Source organism: Paenibacillus sp. SAF-068 (assembly GCF_051967555.1).
In the GTDB taxonomy this organism is placed as follows: Bacteria; Bacillota; Bacilli; order Paenibacillales; family Paenibacillaceae; genus Paenibacillus.
In genome coordinates this window covers 1483270-1507466 of record NZ_JBQCJX010000001.1, presented here as the reverse complement: position 1 = coordinate 1507466, position 24197 = coordinate 1483270, and the positions used below count along the sequence as shown (strand labels likewise).

Annotated in this window: 24 protein-coding genes; 1 reads left to right on the top strand and 23 read right to left on the bottom strand. The window is 46.8% G+C overall.

What is annotated here, in order from left to right; translation table 11 throughout:
• Window positions 1-8: 8 nt before the first annotated feature.
• The 3 genes from argS to ACTHPG_RS06715 form a co-directional block, all read right to left on the bottom strand.
• Window positions 9-1739: an arginine--tRNA ligase gene (argS, locus tag ACTHPG_RS06725; RefSeq protein WP_440388331.1), complete on the bottom strand. Its 1731-nt coding sequence runs from the start codon at window positions 1737-1739 to the stop codon at window positions 9-11.
• Window positions 1740-2273: 534 nt separating this feature from the next.
• Window positions 2274-2609, bottom strand: coding sequence for a four-helix bundle copper-binding protein (locus ACTHPG_RS06720; protein ID WP_253433942.1), 336 nt, complete (start codon window positions 2607-2609; stop codon window positions 2274-2276).
• A 73-nt stretch (window positions 2610-2682) separates the two neighbouring features.
• Window positions 2683-3801, bottom strand: a complete 1119-nt coding sequence (locus tag ACTHPG_RS06715; RefSeq protein WP_440388330.1) for a GTP-binding protein — start codon at window positions 3799-3801, stop codon at window positions 2683-2685.
• 170 nt (window positions 3802-3971) lie between these two features.
• Here ACTHPG_RS06715 and ACTHPG_RS06710 point away from each other — a divergent pair, with 170 nt between their 5' ends.
• On the top strand, window positions 3972-4490 hold the full coding sequence (locus ACTHPG_RS06710; protein ID WP_440388329.1) for a MogA/MoaB family molybdenum cofactor biosynthesis protein: 519 nt from the start codon (window positions 3972-3974) through the stop codon (window positions 4488-4490).
• 68 nt (window positions 4491-4558) lie between these two features.
• Here ACTHPG_RS06710 and ACTHPG_RS06705 read toward each other — a convergent pair whose 3' ends face one another.
• The 20 genes from ACTHPG_RS06705 to ACTHPG_RS06610 form a co-directional block, all read right to left on the bottom strand.
• The gene (locus ACTHPG_RS06705; protein WP_440388328.1) at window positions 4559-5113 is read right to left on the bottom strand and encodes a hypothetical protein; all 555 of its coding nucleotides are present in this window, start codon (window positions 5111-5113) and stop codon (window positions 4559-4561) included.
• 74 nt (window positions 5114-5187) lie between these two features.
• Window positions 5188-6207 carry an oxidoreductase gene (locus ACTHPG_RS06700; RefSeq protein WP_440388327.1) on the bottom strand — a complete coding sequence of 340 codons (1020 nt, stop codon included), beginning with the start codon at window positions 6205-6207 and terminating at the stop codon, window positions 5188-5190.
• Window positions 6208-6320: 113 nt separating this feature from the next.
• A complete protein-coding gene (locus ACTHPG_RS06695; RefSeq protein WP_440388325.1) occupies window positions 6321-6974 on the bottom strand; it encodes a hypothetical protein in 654 nt (217 codons plus the stop codon).
• A gap of 301 nt (window positions 6975-7275) precedes the next feature.
• Complete coding sequence (locus ACTHPG_RS06690; protein ID WP_338593868.1) at window positions 7276-8730, bottom strand: nicotinate phosphoribosyltransferase; 1455 nt, start codon at window positions 8728-8730, stop codon at window positions 7276-7278.
• A 199-nt stretch (window positions 8731-8929) separates the two neighbouring features.
• Window positions 8930-9487 (bottom strand): cysteine hydrolase family protein, encoded by a 558-nt coding sequence (locus tag ACTHPG_RS06685; RefSeq protein WP_440388324.1) that lies wholly within the window; start codon window positions 9485-9487, stop codon window positions 8930-8932.
• A gap of 67 nt (window positions 9488-9554) precedes the next feature.
• Entirely contained in the window at window positions 9555-10358 is an 804-nt protein-coding gene (locus tag ACTHPG_RS06680) for an NUDIX hydrolase (protein WP_339241682.1), read from the bottom strand.
• A gap of 77 nt (window positions 10359-10435) precedes the next feature.
• Window positions 10436-10840, bottom strand: a complete 405-nt coding sequence (locus ACTHPG_RS06675; protein WP_036609249.1) for a PaaI family thioesterase — start codon at window positions 10838-10840, stop codon at window positions 10436-10438.
• Between the two features lie 325 nt (window positions 10841-11165).
• Window positions 11166-11579, bottom strand: coding sequence for a RicAFT regulatory complex protein RicA family protein (locus ACTHPG_RS06670; protein ID WP_440390155.1), 414 nt, complete (start codon window positions 11577-11579; stop codon window positions 11166-11168).
• Between the two features lie 304 nt (window positions 11580-11883).
• Window positions 11884-13440, bottom strand: a complete 1557-nt coding sequence (miaB, locus tag ACTHPG_RS06665) for a tRNA (N6-isopentenyl adenosine(37)-C2)-methylthiotransferase MiaB (RefSeq protein ID WP_440388322.1) — start codon at window positions 13438-13440, stop codon at window positions 11884-11886.
• A gap of 311 nt (window positions 13441-13751) precedes the next feature.
• A complete protein-coding gene (pduL, locus tag ACTHPG_RS06660; RefSeq protein ID WP_053783855.1) occupies window positions 13752-14324 on the bottom strand; it encodes a phosphate propanoyltransferase in 573 nt (190 codons plus the stop codon).
• Window positions 14325-14522: 198 nt separating this feature from the next.
• Entirely contained in the window at window positions 14523-15512 is a 990-nt protein-coding gene (locus ACTHPG_RS06655; RefSeq protein WP_440388321.1) for a dipeptidase, read from the bottom strand.
• An 86-nt stretch (window positions 15513-15598) separates the two neighbouring features.
• The gene (locus ACTHPG_RS06650) at window positions 15599-15859 is read right to left on the bottom strand and encodes a stage V sporulation protein S (protein WP_007430104.1); all 261 of its coding nucleotides are present in this window, start codon (window positions 15857-15859) and stop codon (window positions 15599-15601) included.
• Window positions 15860-15976: 117 nt separating this feature from the next.
• Entirely contained in the window at window positions 15977-16771 is a 795-nt protein-coding gene (locus tag ACTHPG_RS06645) for a TIGR00282 family metallophosphoesterase (RefSeq protein ID WP_440388320.1), read from the bottom strand.
• 153 nt (window positions 16772-16924) lie between these two features.
• Entirely contained in the window at window positions 16925-18466 is a 1542-nt protein-coding gene (gene rny, locus ACTHPG_RS06640) for a ribonuclease Y (protein WP_036609258.1), read from the bottom strand.
• A gap of 310 nt (window positions 18467-18776) precedes the next feature.
• Entirely contained in the window at window positions 18777-19514 is a 738-nt protein-coding gene (locus tag ACTHPG_RS06635) for a regulatory protein RecX (protein ID WP_440388319.1), read from the bottom strand.
• A 276-nt stretch (window positions 19515-19790) separates the two neighbouring features.
• On the bottom strand, window positions 19791-20855 hold the full coding sequence (gene recA / locus ACTHPG_RS06630; protein ID WP_440388317.1) for a recombinase RecA: 1065 nt from the start codon (window positions 20853-20855) through the stop codon (window positions 19791-19793).
• A gap of 243 nt (window positions 20856-21098) precedes the next feature.
• The gene (locus ACTHPG_RS06625) at window positions 21099-22355 is read right to left on the bottom strand and encodes a competence/damage-inducible protein A (RefSeq protein WP_440388315.1); all 1257 of its coding nucleotides are present in this window, start codon (window positions 22353-22355) and stop codon (window positions 21099-21101) included.
• Between the two features lie 108 nt (window positions 22356-22463).
• Entirely contained in the window at window positions 22464-23051 is a 588-nt protein-coding gene (pgsA, locus tag ACTHPG_RS06620) for a CDP-diacylglycerol--glycerol-3-phosphate 3-phosphatidyltransferase (protein ID WP_440388314.1), read from the bottom strand.
• Window positions 23052-23369: 318 nt separating this feature from the next.
• Complete coding sequence (locus ACTHPG_RS06615; RefSeq protein ID WP_017689115.1) at window positions 23370-23861, bottom strand: YajQ family cyclic di-GMP-binding protein; 492 nt, start codon at window positions 23859-23861, stop codon at window positions 23370-23372.
• A gap of 154 nt (window positions 23862-24015) precedes the next feature.
• A complete protein-coding gene (locus ACTHPG_RS06610) occupies window positions 24016-24180 on the bottom strand; it encodes a hypothetical protein (RefSeq protein ID WP_167350848.1) in 165 nt (54 codons plus the stop codon).
• Window positions 24181-24197: the final 17 nt, after the last annotated feature.

Genomic DNA, 24197 nt, shown 5'->3' with positions numbered 1-24197 from the left:
CACTGGAATCACATCCGTCCTGGGGCTTGCACACCAAGCAAATACAGACTGTGCGAGAGTCGTTCAGCAGTACGCTCAGCCAACGCCACCCGGAAGGATCTTTCATCAGATGACGCATCTGCAATCCGTTCAGCGTGATAGAAGCGGTTGAACGCTTGAGCAACATCTATTGTATATTTGGCAATGACCGAAGGCTCATTCCGATGAATTGCTTTTGCCAGATACTCAGGATATTCACTGAGCAGTTTCAGCAATGACCACGCAGTATCTCCGATCAATAATGAAGTGCTCACTGTTTCATTTTCACCGTCTGCAAGGCTGGGGTTAGTCAGATGGTTTTCATTTTCCACGCGGATTGCCTCTTCTGCCTTGGCAAGCACACTTAGAATCCGGGCATGGGTATATTGCACATAAGGTCCGGTCTCTCCTTCAAAGCTCACCGCATCTTCCAATGAGAAGTCCACATCGTTTAACCGATTATTACGCAGATCACCGAAGATTATGGCACCTACACCGACCGCTTCTGCCACCTGCTGAGGGTTCTCCAGATTCGGGTTTTTCTCCTGAATAATCTGCAAAGCACGAGCGACTGCCTCATCCAGCACCTCCTGCAAGAAGACAACTTTACCCCGGCGTGTAGACATTTTCCGTCCCTCAAAACGCATTAATCCAAACGGGATATGTTCACACTTCGCAGACCATTCATGCCCCATGCGGGATAAAACCGCAAATACCTGCCGAAAATGAAGTTTCTGCTCGCCTCCGACCACGTATAACAACCGATCTGCCTTCATCACCGCATGACGATAGACCGCCGTTGCTAAATCCCGCGTGGGATAGATTGTCGTTCCGTCTTTTTTGATAATCAGGCAAGGGGGCATGTTCTCGTCCTCCAGTCGTACCACGAGTGCTCCATCACTCTCTTCAAGCAAGCCTTTCGCCTGGAGTTCTTCAACCACCGCCCCCATCTTGTCATTATAAAAGCTTTCTCCCAGCGTATAGTCAAACTGTACATTCAGACGTTCATACATCCGGTTGAATTCCTGCATGCTCACTTCCACAAAGAACGCCCATAACCGCTGTGCTTCTTCATCCCCTTGCTCCAGCTTGCGGAACCACTCCCGTGCCTCCATCTCCAGAGAAAGATCGTTCTCTGCCTCATCGTGGAAGCGCACATACAGTTCCAGTGACGTACGGATCGGGTCTGCCTGCAACGCTTCATCATTGCCCCACCGTTTGTAGGCTGCGATCTGCTTGCCAAACTGGGTTCCCCAGTCTCCCAGATGATTCACACTTACGGAGGTATAACCCGCTTCGTTATACAACCGATACAGTGCTGCACCGATTACAGTAGAACGCAAATGTCCGATTCCGAAGGGTTTTGCGATGTTAGGGGAAGACATATCAATCACAACACGCGAACCTTGACCAAGCTGAAGCTTACCAAATGCAGCATTCCCCAGTTCTTTGAGCAGATTCGGCGCGATCTTCTCCCGATTGAAACGGATATTTACATACGGCCCGGCGGGAGTCGCTTCAATTCCAGCGGCCTGCAAGCCAGTTGCGAGTTCAGTGGCAATGACTGCCGGTGCTTTTTTTAATGATTTCGCCAATGCAAAACAAGGGAATGCTGCATCCCCCATCTCCACTTGAGGTGGGACTTCCAGTAATCTTAAAACCTCTTCTTCATTCAATCCCGTTAAAGGGGCAATATCAGCCGCAGCCTGCTTCATCAACATGTCGAACACTCCTTATCCATTCATTATGAGCTGAAAATAAACACAAAAAAGCTCTCGTCTCTACATAAGAGACGAGAGCTGACTTAACAGTTCCCGCGGTACCACTCTAGGTGAACAGCTACTCTGAATATGCATTAACATGCACACCAGTAGTTTCTATTCCGCTCGATGCATATAACGGTTGCAAGCCGGGTTACCCTCAGACAGATCTGGCCTACCCCAATCGGGATACGTACATCTTTTCGGATAACCATCTAACGGGTGCGGTTCACTCAGGTCATGTCATACCGGCTTCCACCTCGCCCGGCTCGCTGTCATGTATGGATCTGGTTACTCTCCCGATCATTGATATTCTTCGTTTCGATTCATTGCCATCATTATACATACCACGATCAGACTTGGCAACCCGCATTAAAAATCCCCTACTGAAAGGCAACACATTGGCACATCGTCTCAGATGCCTGTGTTCGTTGCCTTCCCTTAGGGGACCAAGGTCATTATCGGTTTTAATTATATGTTCCAGTGATATCGTAATTAGGCTACTGCTGCCATTAACCGGCAAGCTTCTGCACATCTGCGGCAAGCCTCTGCACATGCTTGGCAGTGATCGTGGTTGTGTTTGCCACACTCTGCGGCGCAAGCTTCACAAGCTTTCACACACAATTCGCATATTTCGGCAATGAAATCACTTCCACGTGTCATCGCTTGTGCAGCAAAACTGCAGATCTCCGCACATTCCCGATTCAAACGGATACAATCACGCAGCATCGCCAGATCATATTCTTTCAGACTCGATATGTAACATACGTTGCAAGCATTCATGCACTCCAGGCAAGCATCGATACATTGTTGATATTGTTGTTGTGTCATTTAAAGTTACCTCCCAGGCAAAGTTTGCTATGCTTCTTAATACCCAGTTGGGAGGAATATTGAATCATCCAACTTACTTTATCGCTTCCAATTCCAGTAATTGGTCACGAATGACAGTCTGGTCAAAATGTTCACCTATAAACACCGCAACATTAGGGACATCTCCCTGAGGTGTGATCTTCATGTAGTCCGATTCACGGTAGGCATACTGGAACCAGAAGCGGCTCGCCGTGTCACTAAATGATAAAATGCCTTTTGCTCGATACACATCCCGTGGCAGTGCGGATACAAATCGTTCAAACGCCTCGCTGTTCACCGGATGACTGAAATAATGCGTATATACCATGACATGTTCGTGTGAGGCATGAGGAGCGGAATGCTCGTGACCGTGGTCATGGCTTTGGCTATGGGATGCGTCAGTATTCGTAGCATCACCTTGGACTGTATGATGTGTATGTTCATGTCCATGATTGCAGCCATGTGTATCACAGGTTTCCGTATGCACATGATGCTCTAGTTGAGCATGCTTACCTGCTTCAGAAGCTGATTCACGCACGTGCACGTCTGCGCCACTATGAAGCAACAGATCCATATCCACCTCACATTTGACTGTAGGAATTACAGGTGCGAAGCCATTCCATTTTGCCAAAAGCTGCTCCAGATCTTGTAGTGCCTGTGCACTCACCCGATCCGTTTTGTTCAAGAGAAGCACAGACGCACAACGAATCTGCTCCTGCATCAGTTTGAACGTCTGCCCCTTTTGTTCCTGATACAGGCCCGATAAATGTGCTGCATCTACAACAGTAATGAGACTTTTCAGTTCCAGTCTCATGTAGAGTGAGGTCTCCGTGACCGCATCCAGAATCTCCATTGGATTCGCCGCACCGGTTGCTTCAATGATGATCACATCAGGGGATTCCTCTTGAACGAGATCAGCAAGTTGCAATCCCAGGTCACCACGTACGGTACAACAGATACATCCACCCAACATCTCTGTCATGGGAACGGTGGAATCCACAATCTGACCATCCAGATTGACTTCGCCTAACTCATTCATAACCACTGCGGGACGCAAACCCTGCTGTTGCCAATGTTCGATCAACTGAACAAGCAGTGTTGTTTTGCCACTTCCCAAAAAACCTGACAGTATATATACAGGTATGGATTGTTCTTTTAAAATCGTTTCATTCATGCGTATACACCTCTCTGATTGTCTTTCTTGTAACCTGATCTATCTGTATCTAGCGAGTGTACACCATCCCGCATTCGTTGTGCAATAACGTCCAACGTTTCCCCATGCATTGCCTGATTCTAACGGATGGTCTATGCTATGAGGACATGTTGATTGAAGGAGGAAGTTTCATGACTAATTCAGTGGAACAACATCGCCAGGAAGCTCCGACCACGGTATCGTGCATGATTGTTACAGTGTCAGACACGCGTACCAAAGATACCGATACCAGTGGCCAGCTCATGCATCAGCTTCTGAATGAAGGGGGTTATCAGATTGTTGAATACATCATCACACCTGATGAAACAGAGAACATTCGAAGCATCCTGCAAGATGCAGCCGTTCGTGATGATATTGAAGCCGTGCTGCTTAGCGGTGGAACAGGAATTGCACCCCGAGATACGACTTACGAAGCAGTATCCTCACTACTCGACAAGGAGCTCCCGGGTTTCGGTGAGATCTTCCGTTTTCTCAGCTACACAGAGGATATCGGTTCCGCAGCCATCCTGAGCAGAGCCGTCGCTGGAACAATTGGACGCACAGCGGTGTTCTCCATGCCGGGTTCCAAAGGAGCCGTGAAATTGGCCATGGAAAAACTCATTTTGCCTGAACTGCGGCATGTCATGCGTGAAATATATAAACCCGTCTGAAAGATCAGACGGGTTTTTCAGGTTTATTTTCAACTGTACGTTAATGTCCGAAGGGTATCTCGGTCTACTTACTTTAGTTGCCCCAGCACATGTTGGAACACCTGCATAACATCCTGCTCATACTTGTCCTTTTCCCCACCCGAAGTTGTATACACGAGTGAGACGTATCCCTTGCTGCGAATCGTTGTCCGGCCAAGTGCATTCTCCAAGACAGCCTCATCACGATTCTCACTATACATTTGTTTCATGCTGGCAGCCCGGGTTGCTGTATCACTGAAAATATGAACTTTCACAATGTGTCTGCCACTTCCATTCAACAAATACATATAAGAAATCCCACCATGGCCGTCATCAGCAGTCATATTATTCATCAGCTGAATGCCTTTTGCTTCAAAACTCTTACTGATCTCACTTACCAATTCACCGTTTAATCCATGTCCTTGACTCTGTGCTCGCATATTGCCTTCATCTGTTGCTTCGCGGGTGTAAACCTTCCGCTCCTGCTCAATGGATGATGCAGAACAAGCTACCAGAGAACAGACACTCATAATCAATACTGCACTTACAAGTACAGATTTCATTATTCTTCGAACCGAATTTTGCTCTTTTCTACCATACCACATGCTAATCCTTCCTTTCCAGCCACGTGTACTGTGACCCAATCAGGTAAAATTAGCATGTCTAAGGACTTAGAATCTTATGCGGATGGCAGATCCGATATGGTATTGACCACAGTCCGACCTACTGCACCACCTTGGAGTATTGTCTCAAGCGTGTGAGGCAACTCTTCTAGAGAAATTTCACGGATTCCAAGTTCCAGCGCCCGCTCCGGTTTCCATTCTCCGCCAAGCAGTTTCCACAAGCGTTCCCGACGTTCCATCGGACAATATACAGAGTCTATACCAATAAGCTGGATACCACGTAAAATAAACGGAAGTACCGTGGATTCAAAAGCTGTGCCACCGGTTAACCCGGATACCGCAATCGCGCCTCCGTATTGAATCTGTTTTAATCGCTCCGCGAGAGCTGGTCCTCCTGTTGGATCAACAACGCCCGCCCACAGCTGTTTCCCCATGGCTCCTTTCGCTGGAGCATCAGCTTGTTCACGAGTAATCACCTCTGAGGCTCCCAGGTTTCGGAGCAATGACTCCTCCTGATCCTTCTTGCCTGTGCTGGCTGTTACTTCAAAGCCCAGTTTCGCCAGAATCGCAACGGCCATACTTCCAACGCCGCCTGTTGCACCCGTAACCAGAACCTTGCCCATCTCCGGTGTAACTCCGGCTTGCAGAAGCGCATCTACCGAAAGTGCAGCCGTGAATCCTGCGGTTCCAATCGCCATGGCTTCTTTCTCACTGAGACCAGGTGGCAGCGGCACCAGCCATTCACTGCGCAGACGCGCATACTCGCTGTACCCTCCGTAATGGGATACACCCGGTTCGAATCCTGTACTGATCACCCGATCTCCTGGTGCAAAACGTCCACTTACCGACTCCTCTACCATTCCGGCCAGATCGATTCCGGGTACCATCGGATATTCACGAACGACACCACCCTTTTCAAGCGTCGCGAGTCCGTCTTTATAATTGACACTGGAATATTGCACCCGTACCGTTACATCTCCATTTGGCAGGTCTTCCTGTTTTAGTTGCTCGATTACAGCCTTCACTCCGCCTTGTTCTTCTTTATGGACAACATATGCGTTAAACTGCTTTTTCATCGATAGCCACTCCTTCTTCTGAGTTTTATATATTTTTCCATTAAGCATATGAATTGTTCGCATTCCGGCTTAAGGGCTACCTTTACCTTCTGGATTCTTCCCCATGCGAATGATCAAGCTCTGCCCCTCCTCAGAGTCAACAGATAGATTAGCGGACCCACAATGGGAATAATGCCTGCCACTGCCCAAGCTGGCGAACGTCGACTTCCTTCAGCATCCCTGTATATCGCAAGCATGGAGAGCAAGGTCAGCAGTACAAAATCAATGGTCATGATATGTACAAAGGAAGATTGTTTGAACGCGTCCATATATACATCCGGATGACCTTGCATCACGGCATAGAATGCTGTCCCCAGCGTTAACAAGAGAAGGATAACATAGGTCAGCTTGTGGGCCGCTACCCGTGCAATTCCCGACTCCCTCTGACGACCAAAATGCAGGCTTTCGTAACCCGAATCTCTATTTGCGGAGGATGACCATGCATAATAGGGGAGCAAGGCAAAAGCACCCAGTCCGAAAGAAAACAAGACAAAAGGCCAAGCCGGTACACGCCCACCTCGTTCTTTCACAGATGCTCTTAACAGCATGCAGGCATAAACTGCCGGGAAAATACCTAACCACGAAAACACAGTAAGTAACCAAGGTTCTTTGCTTTGCATTGTGATCAGTTCTTTGAATATCGGATCACTTCCAGTTGATTGCCCTGGTGCCAACAACAATGCATAGGCAATAAAAGCGACCCAAACCAGTCCCAAAATCCATCTCATATCTGCACCTCCTCTTACTTTCATCCCCTGTAGCTGTGGGATTGAATCAATAGTTGCAGATTTTGACGTCTCCTGCGCTTTCCCGAGAAATAATGACTGCTTTTCCCCTGCAAGTTCATGGATTTCGGATGACCATTTCCAGTATAGCCTGCTACCTTGGCGGTCTGTCCATGAGATTTCTTACATCACTGGTCCATTTCATCGGGATCCTTTAAGAAAAACGTATACACTTATGAGCATCAAAAAGGCATAAGCCAGTATCTCTCCCTGGTTATGCCTCTCTGTAATTCTTATATCTAGATCATTCCTCTGTGGATTTCACATGTTCCGCAATCAGCTTCTGCTTCATATTCCATGCTGCAGGGCTGATGTTCACACGGTAGATCTCGGGGTTGAGCTTCCGTTGGTATTCAGGCCAGAAGAGATTCATCTGTTCCCGGTGGTACGCTCTAATCTCATCCAAATTAGGCAGGTCATACACTTTGCGTCCATTTACAAAGATCGGCTCCAGCATATTGATAGCTTCGTAGCGGGTAACGGTCTTTTTCAGGTAAGGGTGTAGCGGGTTGAACAGCTTGAGCGGCCCGCCCTGTAGCGGCTGTTCTTCATCCGGATAGCAGATATAATCTGCAATCGCTTTGCCATGCTTCGGATCAATGATCCGGAACACTTCCTTCTTCCCTGGTGTAGACACCTTTTCGGGATTGGCAGATATTTTGATCGTAGGCAGCATAGCACCGTCCACTTCACGTTCCACCAATTTGTACACTCCACCCAAAGACGGCTGGTCAGAAGCTGTAATCAACTGTGTACCAACACCCCATGTATCAATCCGGGCTCCCTGAGCCTTCAGGTTGAAAATCGTATTTTCATCCAAATCATTGGATGCTACAATTTTCACATAATCCAGGCCAGCCTCATCCAGCATCTGACGTGCCTGAATGGACAAGTACGCCAGGTCACCACTGTCCAGACGAATCGCATTCATCTTTTTGCCTTGGCTCTCCAACTTCTTGGCTGTTTTGATGGCATGAGGTACGCCACTGTTCAACGTATCAAAGGTATCGACCAACAGCGTAACCTGGTCCGGCAACACTTTGGCATACACGTCAAACGCCTCCTGCTCGCTCATAAAGCTCTGTACCCAGGAATGGGCATGTGTACCTGCTGTTGGGATTCCGAAGCGCTCACCGGCCAGCATGTTGGACGTTGCGTGGAAGCCTGCTACATATGAGGCACGTGCTCCCCAGATGGCAGCATCGGCTTCCTGTGCACGCCGTGTACCAAATTCGAGCAAGGTATCCTGCTGCGCTACCTGTTTGATCCGCGAAGCCTTGGTTGCAATCAACGTCTGATAATTCATGAAGTTAAGTATCGCCGTCTCCACCAATTGTGTCTCCATAATGGAGCCTTCTACCCGAATGAGCGGTTCGTCAGGGAAAACAATGGCCCCCTCCTTCATGGAATGAATCGTTCCCTGAAATGAAAACTGGAGCAATTCTTCCAGAAAGACCGGATCGTAATTTTCCTCTTGTTTGGATAAAAATTTGATGTCGTCCATCGTAAACCGAAGCTGGCTGATATAGTTCACAATCCGTTCCAATCCGGCAAATACTGCATATCCGTTACCAAAAGGAAGCTTACGGAAATAGGCTTCAAATACCGCCTTCCGCTTGTGCGTACCATTCACCCAATGGGCGTACATCATATTGATCTGATATTTATCCGTATGTAAAGCCAGGCTAGTTGTCTGCATTTGTCTCATCCTCTCTGACTTCCGCTCGTGCCCACAGATTTTCGTCTGTAGACACGGGTTAACATATGGAGACTTATTCTTCATGATTCTGTTCATCCGTATTAAACAAACAAGTCTCCCGTAAAAAAACACTATACACCATTCACCACATTCATCCGGTTCCTAACAGGAAGTCAGGTAAACAGGATTATCAATCAGATCACGCAAGGACGGTCTCACTCGCCTTAACCACCGAAGCACCCAGGCTCGAACGAAAATGCCCAAGCGCCCACTCATGTCCTGCCGGATTGAAGCTGGCAACGGCATCTTCATATATCGTAATATGAAAACCTTTATTGTAAGCATCCACTGCGGTATGCAATATGCAAATATCCGTGCATACCCCAATGAGTGCAATATCCGTAATGCCACGTGCACGCAACCTGAGTTCCAGATCGGTCCCGCAGAATGCACTGTATCTCGTCTTATCCATCCACAGAATATCGTTTTTCCGTTCTTCCATCACTTGGGCAAGACGACCATATAACTGTCTTCCCTCCGTATTTCTGATGTTATGAGGCGGGAAAAGTACAGTCTCGGGGTGATACGGATCATTTTCCTCGTGCAGATCCACAGCCATGATTACTTCATGTTTGTTCTTACAATAGGTCTCGGTTACAGCTGCAATCGTCTCTTCGATCTCTACTGCCGGCTGACCTACTGGCAAAGAACCTGTCACAAAATCCTGCGTAAAATCAATTACAATCAGTGCTTTCATCGTCAACACTCCTTTAGTCCAGAAATGGTTGATCCTGATTCAATCCGATTGACACATCTACACCTTATTACGTATAGATGGACAGGCGTGGTACGAGTTCTGTAAAACGATACAGCTGCGCCGGACGCTGCGAGTACTGGTTGGAACTCACCAAGTTCCCCTCTTCATCCCGTACTTCTTCCACAATGCCTTTGCGGCTGCGGGTAGACGTAATCTTGCGAATGAAGTTTGGTTCTTCAAAATCCGGTACAACACTTTGAATAACCTGATATAATTCACTTAATGTAAAATCACGTGGCAGGAACTGACGAGCAATCGTCGTTTCCAGCATCTGTTGTTGAATACGTCGATAAGCATCTTCGATAATGGTTCTGTGATCAAAGGCCAGTTCCAGTTCTTGCAATGCCTCCTGAATGGTGAACAGTCCAACATCTTCAGCATCATCTGCTGCTTGCCGTTGATCCAGCATCCATTCTTCCACAAGCGCGAAAAATGCGTGCGAGATAATCCAGCCCCTCGGGTCACGACCCGGCTGACTGTATACATTCAAGTACTCCAGATGTCCACCGTCAACACCTGTCTCTTCCATCAGCTCACGCTTTGCTGCACCATAGATGGATTCATTCTCCTGACAAAAACCACCGGGTAATGCCCATCTACCTGCAAAAGGCCAGCCTTTGCGCTTGATCAGCATCACTTTCAGTTCCCGAATGGGAAGTGTCTTCGTCACCGTCTTGCGCTCCCGCTTGGTCAAAGTGAACATCACAATATCCGCAGGAACACCATCGGGTGTACGATATTTTTTGGAGCTATAGGCACGTGCTGCTTGTTCGTCACTCTCTGAATTGAAGTGTTCGTAGTTTTCGTTCATGGGCACCACCGACTATTTTCATTTTGATAATTTCATTATGACATAATAATATCTTTTGTCAACTCCGGAGTTCACGCTTACGTTCTCGGACGTGCTATGCGGAATGTCGCCGTAGCCATGCATCCCAACGTGCCTGATGCATCACGAACCTCCGATTGCGTCGTAACACTGCGTCCAGCCTGATGCAGTACTGTAGCAGTCACTGTTAATTCCCCCTGTTTCATCGGTGCCAGAAAATGTACATTCAGATTCGTTGTCACACAGCCATCCACTTCCATGGCTGCTGTTGCGACCATCCCCATCGCCTGGTCCATCAGTGAAGTCAATACACCCCCATGAATAATCCCCATGGAGTTGGTATGATGTTCACCTGCTGTCAACGCGATCTGTACTTCTTTGCCATCCCCTTTAATATATCGACATCCGAGAAATCCCCAGAATCGTCCGTCGCCGTCTTCAACCATTTTGTCCAAAATGCTCATTATTCATTTCTCCTTTATCACTGTACGTATCATGCTCTCTTGATGTCAGATGCCTATGTCATTCAAAAATCAGCGCGCCACACAAAATAACCCCACAGTGTGGAGCTTTGCTTGGAATGATATTCCGAGTACTTGGCGATAGCCTCTCCACGTTAACGGTTATGCAATGTAAGAAAAGCTTCTGATCGAAGCCTTAACGATGATGCCACATTCGTGGTTTGGCAGTTGCTTTTCTTGCGATTATCGAATCCTTCAGTTCCGCTGAAAACTTATAATTCTATAATCGTCAAAAAAGGCGCGGACAGCGTCCGCACCCTTCCGTCATTTAACCGCAACTGGTCGGAGGTGAATCCGTTCCAGCCTCCACATTTACTTTTTCGGAAACCGTATCCCGGATTACAGAGATCACGAGTTGAAGCAAGTAGTTGATGTCGCTCTGGCTCTGCTGGAATTCCGTAACCAATGGAATACTGTCCAGTTCGCTTTGCAGATCTTCAATTTCCTGTTCAATTTTGTTAACCATCTCCACATTTTTGAAGCTCTCAAAAGCAACGATTTCTTTTTGTTTCTTCTTGATCGTTGCAATTAACTGCTGGATGCGTTCATGATCACGAATTTTGGTTTCAGCCTGTTGAAACTGTCTAACTTCCTCACTCGTTCCGAGCATATCAGCCAATTCTTTGGCTTTTCCCATAATGTCGTCGCGTATGACCAGATTGCGCGTATCGTAGGTAGGCATTCCGTAATGGTTGTACTGCACTTCTTCCTGCGCCACTGAAATCGCTCCATTCTATGAGATGATATAAGATGAGAACCTGGGCTCAATTGAGTTCAAACGTCTGCTCCATGACCGCTACGAGTACGGATCGTTCTTTTGATCGCTGTTGTCTCCGGATTTTTCTGATTACAATTGTTCAAGGTTAAAATCCGGAGACAAAGGCGAACGCTTCGCTTCTACAGACCGATTCCGTCCCCTCCGCTACTTGCGCGAATGTCCGAACTTGATATTGAAACCCAAAATTCTCATCTTATTAGTGTGTGTACTACAGATTGGCAGCTACCGGCTCAGAGAGCAGGTTGCCCCGAATATAAAAAGTCATCGGATCGGTGATTTCCACTTGTACGAAAGTACCGATCAAATCTTTGGATCCTTCAAAATGCACCAGCTTGTTGCTGCGTGTACGTCCTGCGAGAACTTCGGAATTTCGTTTGCTCTCGCCTTCAACGAGCACTTCAACGACTTTACCACGTTGCTCTTGATTGCTCCGGTGGCTATATTCGTTGATGGTTTCGTTCAAGCGCTTCAAACGTTCCTTCTTCACTTCCATCGGTACGTTGTCTTCCATCACCGCAGCCGGCGTACCTTCACGCGGGGAATAAATAAAGGTATAGGCAAAATCATACCCTACTTCACGGACAAGGGAAAGTGTATCTTCAAACTGTTCTTCCGTTTCCCCCGGAAAACCAACAATAATATCCGTTGTCAACACGACATCCGGGATGGCCTTTTTAATTTTGTCAGCCAGTTTCAGATAGTGTTCCCGGCTATACTTGCGGCTCATACGTTTGAGTACTTCCGAACTGCCAGACTGCACAGGAAGATGAATGTGCTCTACCAGATTTCCGCCCTTGGCCAGTACTTCAATCAAGCGGTCATCGAAGTCACGTGGGTGACTGGTTGTAAATCGTACTCGCGGAATATCAATTTGGCGAATGTCATCCATCAAGTCACCAAAGCTGTAGTTCAGGTCGGTGAAGTCCTTGCCGTATGCATTCACATTTTGACCGAGCAGAGTGATTTCCTTAAAACCTTGTCGTGCCAAATCCCTAACTTCGGCAATGACATCTTCAGGACGACGGCTACGTTCTTTGCCCCGCGTAAACGGAACGATGCAATATGTACAGAACTTGTCGCAGCCATACATAATGTTCACCCAGCCGCGCATACCCTCGCGTTTCTTCGGCAGGTTCTCAATGATATCGCCTTCCTTGGACCACACTTCAACAACCATTTCTTTGCTGAACAGCGCTTCCTGGATCAAATGTGGCAACCGATGCACATTATGTGTACCGAAGATCATATCCACAAAGCCATGCTTCTGCATGATTCGATTGACGACGCCTTCCTCCTGAGACATACACCCGCATACGCCAAGTAATAATCCTGGACGCTCGAGTTTTAGCGTTTTCAGGTGACCAAGCTCACCAAACACCTTATCTTCCGCATTTTCCCGTATGGCACACGTATTGAGCAGAATAACATCAGCCTCTTTGCGATCCTCTGTAGCCTGATATCCCATAGACTCAAGAAGTCCTTTGATGGTCTCTGAGTCATGCTCGTTCATCTGACATCCATACGTATATACAATATAGTGTTTGCCTTTCCCTATGTCTTTAAGTTCATCGGGAACGGCATTTTCGTAAAGTACCTGGACGTCTTCCTTGCCCCGCTGTTTCTCCTGACGATGATTGGGTTCCGATTTGATGTTAATCTCACGGCCCCGGATTCTTATCTTTTTGCTGAATTCATCTTGCGAAATTACTTTGGCATCGGAGAAATCAAAATATTGGGAGTAATCCTTTTTTGAGTCTTTAGCCATTTCCTTCGGTCACTCCTTACAGCCTCTATTAATAAAAAATCGTTCATTCATCCCTGTTCCACATGAATCTCTTGTCGGGAACATTAAAAGAGCATTACAGCAAATTATAGCATGAATTGGGCTGTAGTTCCACATCCAAACCGCATGTCCCTTCGTCTAATCCGAAACCTCCAATGCGCAAAAGAACCCTCCGAAAACACAAAAACCTGAGCCTGCCATCAGGGTTGGAATTAACCGACCCTTGTTGGCTGTGCTCAGGTTTATACGTCATTCAGACCGCCCTAATGGGCTGCTGAAGCTATTACATGGTATTAATCGATGATTTCAGCAGTGTCGCCATTACGAGCGCCAGCAGCGTTAGCTTCATCTGTGTCAATATGCATGTCCAATGCGAAAGAATCGGATACACGAGCCAGTACATTTTCCAATACCAGACCACGATCTCCGCCGAGGCGGACTTTCAGCAATTGTTTGTCCTCGATACCCCATTTAGCGGCATCAGAAGTATGGAAGTGGATGTGACGAGCAGCAACGATAACACCTTTATCAATTGTAACTTCGCCAGCAGGACCCTTAATCGTAATTCCCGGTGTACCTTCAATACTTCCAGATTCACGTACAGGTGCTTTAACACCAATCGCAAATGAATCCGTCATGGAGATCTCCAGTTGCGTTTCAGGACGAACAGGTCCAAGGATACGCACTTTATCAAACTGTCCTTTCGAACCGATGACCGCTACAGTTTCGTTAGCAGCGTATTGGCCAGGCTGGGACAGAGGTTTAAATTCAGTCAGTTCGTAACCTTTGCCAAACAAAATTTCAACGTGCTCTTGGGATACATGAATGTGACGGGCAGATACGCCCACAGGTACTGTTTTGCTCATTGTAAATTTCACTCCTTGTTTATCTATGGCCTGTACTCAGGCTCTTAACAATCCAATGGTATTATACCCCTTTTTGGAGTGAAATGAAAACGAACTGGTGAAAATTCATGAAATACACTTATTTCACCATCATTTCACTCCTTAATTTGGATAACAAACTTTAATTCAATCATGTGGTCCCATGTGCATTTCACTATGTCACGGAGCCTTCTTTATCTTCGAATCACTCTCTGGCAAGTGTTCCCCCAGATAACTCATTGCATTCCCCCACAACCAACCCCGTACTAATTGTTCATCATAATGCTTGAGCAAAATCTCCGTCAGTCTCGGGTAATGTCCTGAGTGTTCAAGCCTCTGGATATACGTTGAAATCCCATCAAAATCAGACCCCATCATCAGGTGATGCTGACCGCCCAAAAAACAGATCTGCTCGATATGAGGCAGCAGGTCTTCTATAAGCACTTCCCCCTCCTGTTTAACAAACCAGGGAACAAACGTCAGTCCGATCCGCCCTTCCCGGGCAACGATGGCCTGAATCTGATCATCTTTCAGATTACGTACATGGGGACATACGCTATAGCTGTTCGAGTGGGAGGCGATAAAAGGACGCTTGCTCAAGTCAGCCAGTTCCCAGAAACCTTTCTCCGTCAAATGTGACACATCTAACAGCATTCCGATTTCATTACACTGGCGCACCAGTTCTTTCCCCTTCTCGGTCAGACCTGCTCCACGCTTCTCCATCACTCCGTCCGCCGCCCAATTGGCATAATTCCACGTTAGTCCAATGACTCGAACGCCCATCTGATAACACAGCTCCAGATAGAACAGTTTGCCCTCCAGACCATCCACACCCTCCAGTGTGATTAATCCCCATGGCCCCTCTGTTTGCCCCACCTGAGCCACCTGATCACGCCACAACAACGTCTGTGTGCCTCCAGCCCGCTCCTGACTTCTCTCTACACGTTTTCGGTAAATTTCCAACTGCCCCATCACATGTTCAAACTTGCCTCTGCCAAGTACTTCGGGTAAATAGATGGCGAACGCCTGCAACCCTACACCGCCCTCTTTCAAACGTTGCAAGTTCACATCCAGTTGTGGAGCATCTTCAAATGAAAGAGCAGGCTGCATCAAAATTTTGCTCAGCGCATCACAATGAAAATCGGCTACACGCCAATCTGACATGGACATGGGTTACCCTCCTCCATATTTTATTGGAAAAAAAACGCAAAAAAACCTGTCTACATCGTAAACAGGTTCAATGCATACTACATGTATTATCGGGGCTCCACAATCAGCTTAATGGCCGTTCGGTCCTCGCCGTCGATCACAATGTCTGTAAAAGCTGGAATACAAATCAGGTCAACTCCGCTTGGTGCTACAAATCCCCGGGCTATCGCTACCGCTTTGATGGCTTGGTTCAGTGCTCCCGCTCCAATTGCCTGCAGTTCAGCATTTCCACGTTCACGAAGAACCCCTGCAAGAGCGCCGGCTACAGAATTAGGATTGGACTTTGCTGAAACTTTTAATACATCCATGGTAAGTACCTCCCTGGGAATGTTGAAAGTTTGTTTCCACTTACTAGATGTTATTCGCGGGAGGCAAAAAAATTCCTTCTTTTTAGACGGGTTTCCCAGCAAAATGGGACAATACCCCTATTCCATGCGCCACTCGTCCTCCATCAGACGAATTTTTTCGATGCGTGTCGCTGCACCTGTTGCTTCATCAATTTCAACAAACACACCATGGAAATGCCATTTGCCATCATCCACAACGAAACGTACCGGTAGCTGGGTGTAGAACTTACGTAGCACAGCCTCACGCTCCATACCCAATATGCCGTCACGCGGCCCTACCATGCCTGCATCCGTCAAATAAGCCGTTCCTCCAGGCAAAATCCGATCATCATTACTCTGTACATGCGTATGTGTACCTACTACAAGAGACGCACGTCCATCCAGATGCCATCCCATGGCAATCTTCTCCGACGTTGCTTCAGCATGCATATCGACCAGAATACATTTATAATCATGGCGCAGCTCGTCTACAATCTCGTCAGCTACACGGAATGGACAATCCAGAGCAGGCAGGAACGTTCTTCCTTGCAGATTGACAATCGCCAGCTCTTTGCCTTCGCCTTTGACAACCGTGTATCCTCGTCCTGGTGTACCTGGTGGAAAGTTCGCTGGACGAATCATGCGCGGTTCATCATCTATAAAATCAAAAATATCCTTATTGTCCCAAGTATGATTACCAAGTGTAATCCCATGTACACCCCAATTGAAAAACTCATTTGCGATCGCACCGGTAATGCCGCGACCTGCTGCCGCATTTTCACCATTCACAATGACCACATGGGGCTTATACTTCGATTTCAGGTACGGTAAATTTTCCTTTAACGCCTTACGTCCGACGTTGCCTACAATGTCACCAATAAACAAAACTTTCACTGATTACTGCCTCCTCAATTCCTGCAAAATCCTTTTCCTTTAAATGTTGAACATTGCAGGACTCTATCTCTTGTTCCATGATGTGTATTTGCCTTTTAACAGGCTATCAACAGGAAAAGTGGCCCACTACAGCGGCCACTTTTCCGTATTGCTCTATTTTGCGTATTCAACCGCACGGGTTTCCCGGATGACGGTGACTTTGATGTGACCCGGATAATCGAGTTCATTCTCAATCATCTTCGTAATGTCACGGGCTAAGCGGAAGGCTTCAGCATCATCGATCTTCTCAGGCTGCACCATAACGCGAACTTCGCGTCCTGCCTGAATGGCGTACGATTTCTCGACACCTTCGAAGGATTCCGAGATTTCTTCCAGCTTCTCCAGTCGTTTGATATACGTTTCCAGCGTTTCGCGGCGTGCACCTGGTCTTGCTGCGGAGAGTGCATCTGCTGCACCAACTAACATGGCAATGACCGAAGTCGCTTCGCAATCTCCATGATGGGACGCGATACTGTTGATTACAACCGGATGTTCTTTGTATTTCTTCGCCAGTTCCACGCCAATTTCGACGTGTGATCCTTCCACTTCGTGATCCAGCGCTTTACCGATGTCATGCAATAGACCTGCACGTCTTGCCAGAGTTACGTCTTCTCCGAGTTCGCCAGCCATTAGTCCAGCCAGATAAGCGACTTCCATCGAATGTTTCAAGACGTTCTGACCGTAACTTGTACGGAACTTCAACCGGCCCAAAATCTTGATCAGATCCGGATGCAGACCATGCACGCCCACTTCAAAGGTAGCTTGCTCACCGTATTCACGGATGCGCTCATCCACTTCTTTGCGGGATTTCTCAACCATCTCTTCAATCCGTGCCGGGTGAATACGTCCATCAGCCACCAGTTTCTCCAGGGCAGTACGGGCGATCTCACGGCGAATCGGGTCAAAGCCCGACAGAATAACAGCTTCTGGCGTATCATCGATAATGAGGTCAATCCCTGTAAGGGTTTCAAGCGCACGGATGTTACGTCCTTCACGACCGATGATCCGGCCTTTCATTTCTTCATTTGGCAGGGTAACAACAGATACCGTTGTTTCCGCTACGTGGTCAGCCGCACAGCGTTGGATGGCGAGTGTAATAATCTCGCGGGACTTTTTGTCCGCTTCTTCCTTCGCTTGTTGTTCGATGTCCTTGATCATTTGAGCCGTCTCATGACGAACTTCCTGTTCTACGTTGGACAGTATGATACTGCGTGCGTCTTCCATAGTGAGGTTGGATATACGTTCCAGCTCCGTCACCTGGTTTTTGTAGATCATTTCGATCTGCTGCTGTGTCTCATCAATTCGTTTCTCTTTGTTAGCCACTTGCTCTTCTTTACGTTCGAGTGATTCCAATTTTTTATCCAGCGACTCTTCTTTTTGCAACAATCGTCTTTCTTGTCGTTGAATTTCGTTCCGACGTTCACGAGTGTCTTTTTCAGCTTCAGCACGAATGCGATGGATTTCATCCTTCGCTTCCAGCACTGTTTCTTTCTTCAGTGCTTCTGCCTCTTTCTTCGCGTTCTCCACGATTTGTACGGCAGCTTGTTCCGCACTAGAGATTTTAGCCTCTGCAAGAGATTTGCGAATAAAATATCCTACTCCGAACCCAATGATTAGCGCGGCCACAACGAGAGCGATCGTGATTGCAGGATTCATACTGTTCACCTCCTCGTTGGTTCCTCCAAGGCATTCCTTGGGTTAATTTGCAGTTTTCAAACCTTACATATGTTTGGGAATAACGAATACTCACGGCGATCCCCCGCCGATTTTCATTTCACATGTACATGTTTCCACGTACTATTCGCTGTTTCCAGCGAACCCATAATTAAGAATGGTATAAATCTTAAGAAACCGAAACCGCTTTTTTGGAAGGAAAAAGGGTTGTCCATTTCTTACAGACTCATGTCCATTTTAGTATTTGACGAAAGAAATTGTCAAGAGAATGCAGTGTAGAGACTCCTGTCTGCTAATCCCATAACAACGCTTCGTCCTCTTCAGAGTCCATAGCCTCATCTTCTTCAATTAAACAATTCACGACGCGGCGCACCATATCCATTGAAAAACCACGTCTCATCAGGAAGGGAAGCGTTTTATTTTTCTTCTCTTTAATGTCCCCTTTGACCTGATTCCATTTTTTGCGTCCGGCACTCAAGGCAGTCTCAAATTCCGCATCCGTACTCACACTTTCCAGTACTTCAGCAATGAGTTCACTGGCAATGCCCTTTTGACGCAGCTCTTGCCTTATCCACAGTTTTCCCTTCCGCTTGCCCTCCATACGCTGTCTTGTCCATTCCTTTGCAAATAGATCGTCATCCACCAGCTTTTCCCGCTCAAGTCGATCCAGCGTCTCTTCAATCAAAGGGGAAGCAAACTCCTTCTGACGAAGTTTCTGACTTAATTCATGGCGACTACGCGGCTTATGCTCCAAAAAGCGCAAAGACTGTGCATACGTCCGCTGTCGCTCGTCAGCTACAATGATCTCTTCCAGATCCTTTTTCATAAAGGTATTGCCTTGCGTCATCCTGTATTTAATCATCACATCTTCAAGAACTGTAATGGAGTGGATGCCAAACGTGATTCGATAACGAGCTTGCCTGTGCTTCGTTCGTTCTACACGTGTAATAACAAGTTCTTCGTTGTCCGGAAATTGGGATAGGCCGTCCTGTTCTGCTTCTTCATATAAATCCTCGTCATGTTGGTTCATTCAGGTCTCCCCTTTCATAACATGTTCATTCTGACTACGCCAAGCATCTCTGCAATTAAGACGAAAACGCTAATATAAAAGGCCGGGAACTCAGCCCGGCCTTCATCTCCACAGTTAGCGTACCAACAGCCCCTGTCCATTGGGACAGGGGCTGTTGGACAGCAAGAGCAATCCCACTACAATCCATTATCCAGATTGATGCAAGCTCAATCAGATAAATTTACGGAGTCCGTGGAACCCCCTCAGAATCCTCCCTACAAGGGAGGATTCGAGAGATTACTCGTTGATTTCAAACAATTCTTGTTCTTCTTCTGCTTCTTTTTGTTGCTCTTCACTAGTTGGTACAGGAACTGCGGTAGTCAAGTTACTAGCTACCCGAATTTTTTGTTCAATGATCTCAGCAATGTCTTTATGCTCTTTCATGAACTGCTTCGCGTTCTCACGGCCTTGTCCTAAACGCTCACCTTCGTAAGAGTACCATGCACCACTTTTATTAACGATGTCCAGCTCTGTACCAATGTCGATGATACTGCCTTCTCTTGAAATACCCTCGCCATACATGATATCCACTTCCGCTTGTTTAAACGGAGGCGCCACTTTGTTTTTCACAACTTTAATACGAGTCCGGTTACCGATCATGTCATTGCCTGATTTGATACTCTCAATACGACGCACATCCAGACGTACTGTAGAATAAAACTTCAGAGCACGACCACCAGGTGTTGTTTCCGGGTTACCAAACATAACGCCGACTTTCTCACGAAGCTGGTTAATGAAGATTGCAATTGTTTTAGATTTGCTGATTGCACCAGACAATTTACGTAGCGCCTGAGACATCAAACGTGCTTGCAAACCAACGTGTGAATCACCCATTTCGCCTTCGATCTCTGCTTTTGGAACCAATGCAGCTACAGAGTCAATAACGACGATATCTACTGCACCACTGCGTACAAGAGCTTCTGCAATTTCCAGCCCTTGCTCACCCGTATCTGGCTGAGATAGAAGCAATTCGTCAATGTTAACGCCCAATTTGCTTGCATATTGAGGATCAAGAGCATGCTCGGCATCGATAAATGCTGCTTGTCCACCAACACGTTGTACTTCAGCAATCGCATGCAATGCGACAGTTGTTTTACCTGAAGATTCAGGTCCATATATTTCAACAATACGGCCTTTAGGCAAGCCGCCTGTTCCTAATGCAATATCCAAAGCCAAGGAACCACTGGGAATAATTTCCACGTTCATATGAGTGGACTCACCCAGTTTCATGATGGATCCTTTACCAAATTGCTTCTCTATTTGACGGAGCGCCATATCAAGCGCGGCACGACGGTCTGACAATAAGCTCACACCCTTTACTGTTTATAAGATAATGATACCTTGTTTTAACACGTTTGCCAAGCTTTTTTTCGAACATACATTCGTTTTTTTTGTAAAGGCCGAGGCGCCTCTTCCTCAAGGAAACTTTCCATTAAACAGAAAAAAGAACCGTAAACAAGGCTGTAAAGCCTAATTCTACGGTTCTTCCGTCTTTCTTAATTATACCTGTTTGGAGTTCCAAATGCAATCAAAGTGATTAACTAATCAATCCATTGCCACAAGTTTTTGCCATAGGCGATAGAGAATTGCTTTGGCTGAACGAATACGAACCGTCTCGCGATTACCATTAATACGCAGCTCATGGATTTCCGTCTCTTTTCCACGTTCAGCAAGAGCGATGAAGACAAGTCCGGGCGGTTTGCGTTCCGAATATCCCGGTCCAGCCACACCGGTAACAGCCAGGCCAAAATCAGCATCGCCAATCATGCGAATCTGCTCAGCAAGTACTTTGGCAACCTCCGGACTTACCGCCCCAGGCGCATCTTCACCTTCCAGATAATCATGAGGCACATTCAGCAGCTTTTCTTTGATTTCATTGGAGTAACACACGATTCCACCTTTGAGCATTGAGGCACTTCCGGGTACAGAAGTCAGACTTTGCATGACAAGCCCTCCTGTACAGCTCTCAGCAGCGCTAAGTGTCAGCCCCATGTCAGACATCATGGTTACAATCGTATACTCTATAGGCACATCCTCGTTCGCGTAGAGATGTTCTGTCAAACGCTCCCGAATCTGAACCTCCATCGCATCAAGCTTCAGCTTTGCCTCTCCCTCGCTCGCAGCCTTGGTGGAGACACGTACAGTAACTTCGCCTTCGCTCGCGTAAGGAGCAATCGTAGGGTCTGTCTGTGCGTCAATCAGATCCAGGAGTCGATCCTCTAGAGCAGATTCACCAATACCTGCGAATTTGAGCATTCGGGAATAGATCGGCATCTCTTCCGTGAGTACATGCTGGAACAGCCAAGGCTTGACTTCCTGTTCAAACATTGGAATCAGCTCTTTAGGAGGTCCAGGCATCACAACATAATGTTTATCATTATCAGAAATCGCATTTCCCGCCGCAAGGCCTGTTTCATTAGCCAGAGGTGTGCCACCATCAATAACAATCGCCTGACGTCGGTTATTCTCTGTCATGTCCACATTACGATCTCTGAAAAAGCTCTCAATTTTGTCCATAGCCATTCGATCTGTATGCAGTTTTCGGTTAAGCACAGCTGCGAGCGCATCCTTGGTCAGATCATCTTGGGTAGGTCCAATGCCACCGGAAAATAAAATAACGTCTGCACGGCCCTGCGCAATGCGAATAGCTTCACTAAGTCGGTTCAGGTTATCCCCAACCACCGTTTGGAAATATACATCGATCCCCATCGCAGCCAATTCACGGGATAGGTATCTGGCATTGGTATTGACGATTTGTCCAAGCAGTAGCTCTGTGCCAACTGCAATGATTTCTGCCTTCATTTGAGCATCCTCCTGTACATGTGGTGAGTGATCAAAGGGCAATAGGATAATCTCCTATTGCCCCGACCCAATGCTTCCTTCATGATTACCCATTTTAAGAACAAACCATTATGCTTTTGTTAAATGAAGCAGGTTTTTGTTTTTGATAAAGTAATCGACACCCGACCAGATGGTAATAAGCGCTGCCGCCCATACGGCGATAATATCGACGTGAATACCTGTGTATGAAAACGGGAAATTGTTCAGCAGCAACAGCACAATCGCCACGATTTGAACTACCGTCTTCAGCTTGCCCCAAGCACTGGCCGCCACAACCGAACCATCCAGCAATGCGATTTGGCGCAAGCCGGTAACTGCAAATTCACGACTAATTATAACAACTGCAATCCAGGAATCCAGTTTGCCCATCTCCACAAGCGAGATCAAAACTGCAGTAACCAACAGCTTGTCTGCGAGTGGATCGAGCAGTTTTCCCAGATTGGTAACCATGTTATTTTTCCGCGCAAGGTATCCGTCAATTCCATCTGTGCTTGCGGCGATGATAAAAATAACAGCAGCTATCAGCTGATTATATGGAAGCGAAAAGCTTCCAAGTTGCAACGGCTCTGGATAAAACGGAAAGTCCACGAGCAGAAACACCATCAAAAAAGGGATTAAGCAAATTCGTGCAAGCGTAATCCGGTTGGGTAAATTCACAAGACGCCCTCCCTCATATCCTCCATTACTCCAAACAATCATCATAATCCCGTTATCATCATCCGGAACATGAAATGTACAGTTTCAATGTCAATCCATATTAACATGACCACTATGTAAAAACGCAAAAAATAAAGTCAACCGCTCAAAAGCAAAACCGCTTTAAACGTTCCGGTGACTTCCAGAAGATGTACTGCTTTTCACAAAGTCAGCAAACGATGAGGACTGGACTTGATGCATGGCTGCCAGCAATGCACACTTAGTATAATATACGCCTAATACCGTGTCAAAAAACACTTCTGCAACAAAAAGGCCATATTACTTGAAATTTGTATATTGCAAATCCAGAGGCAGGTTAGCGCCATTTAGCAGCTGCATCACTGCTTGCAAATCATTTTTACTCTTACCTGTTACCCGTAGCTGGTCTCCCTGAATCTGACTCTTCACCTTCATCTTGGAGTCCCGAATCAGGATATTGATTTTCTTCGCAATGTCCTGATCAATCCCCTGTTTAAAATTCAAACGCTGGCGGACTGTACCAGAAGACGCTGGCTCTACTTTGGCGTAATCAATATTTTTCAATGGTAGACCACGCTTCGCCATTTTGGACTGCAGTACGTCAATGACAGCCTTGAGTTTGGTCTCATCATCAGATACGATCGTTAACGCATCCTTATCCAGTTTCAGACTGCTCTTGCTGCCCTTGAAGTCATAACGAGTGCCAATTTCTTTCTCGGTTTGTGTAACGGCATTTGTCAGTTCTTGCAAGTCCATTTTGGACACGATATCAAATGAATTTTCTGAACTCAAACCAGTCACCCTTTCAGTTAATCATATGTTCTGTAACATTATAGAGGATACCTTAAGCAAAAGTCTAATTTCAAGCTGTTTTATACAAAGAAAAAAGCATTTTTGACATCCACTTGATGTGGTTGCCAAAAATGCTTGCTGGTCCAGCTTCCAACTAATAGCGGCTGCGGTTGGGCTGTCTGAACATATCGAGCACACCCAGAAGGACATGCGCAAGTCCAAAACCCAATATTCCGTAACCCCAAGCACTTGGAGTCAGGTAATAACCCAGGAGGCTGACAATGATCCCTAAACCCGTTACGATCCAGCTGACTGTCACAGCCATCCACCTCACTT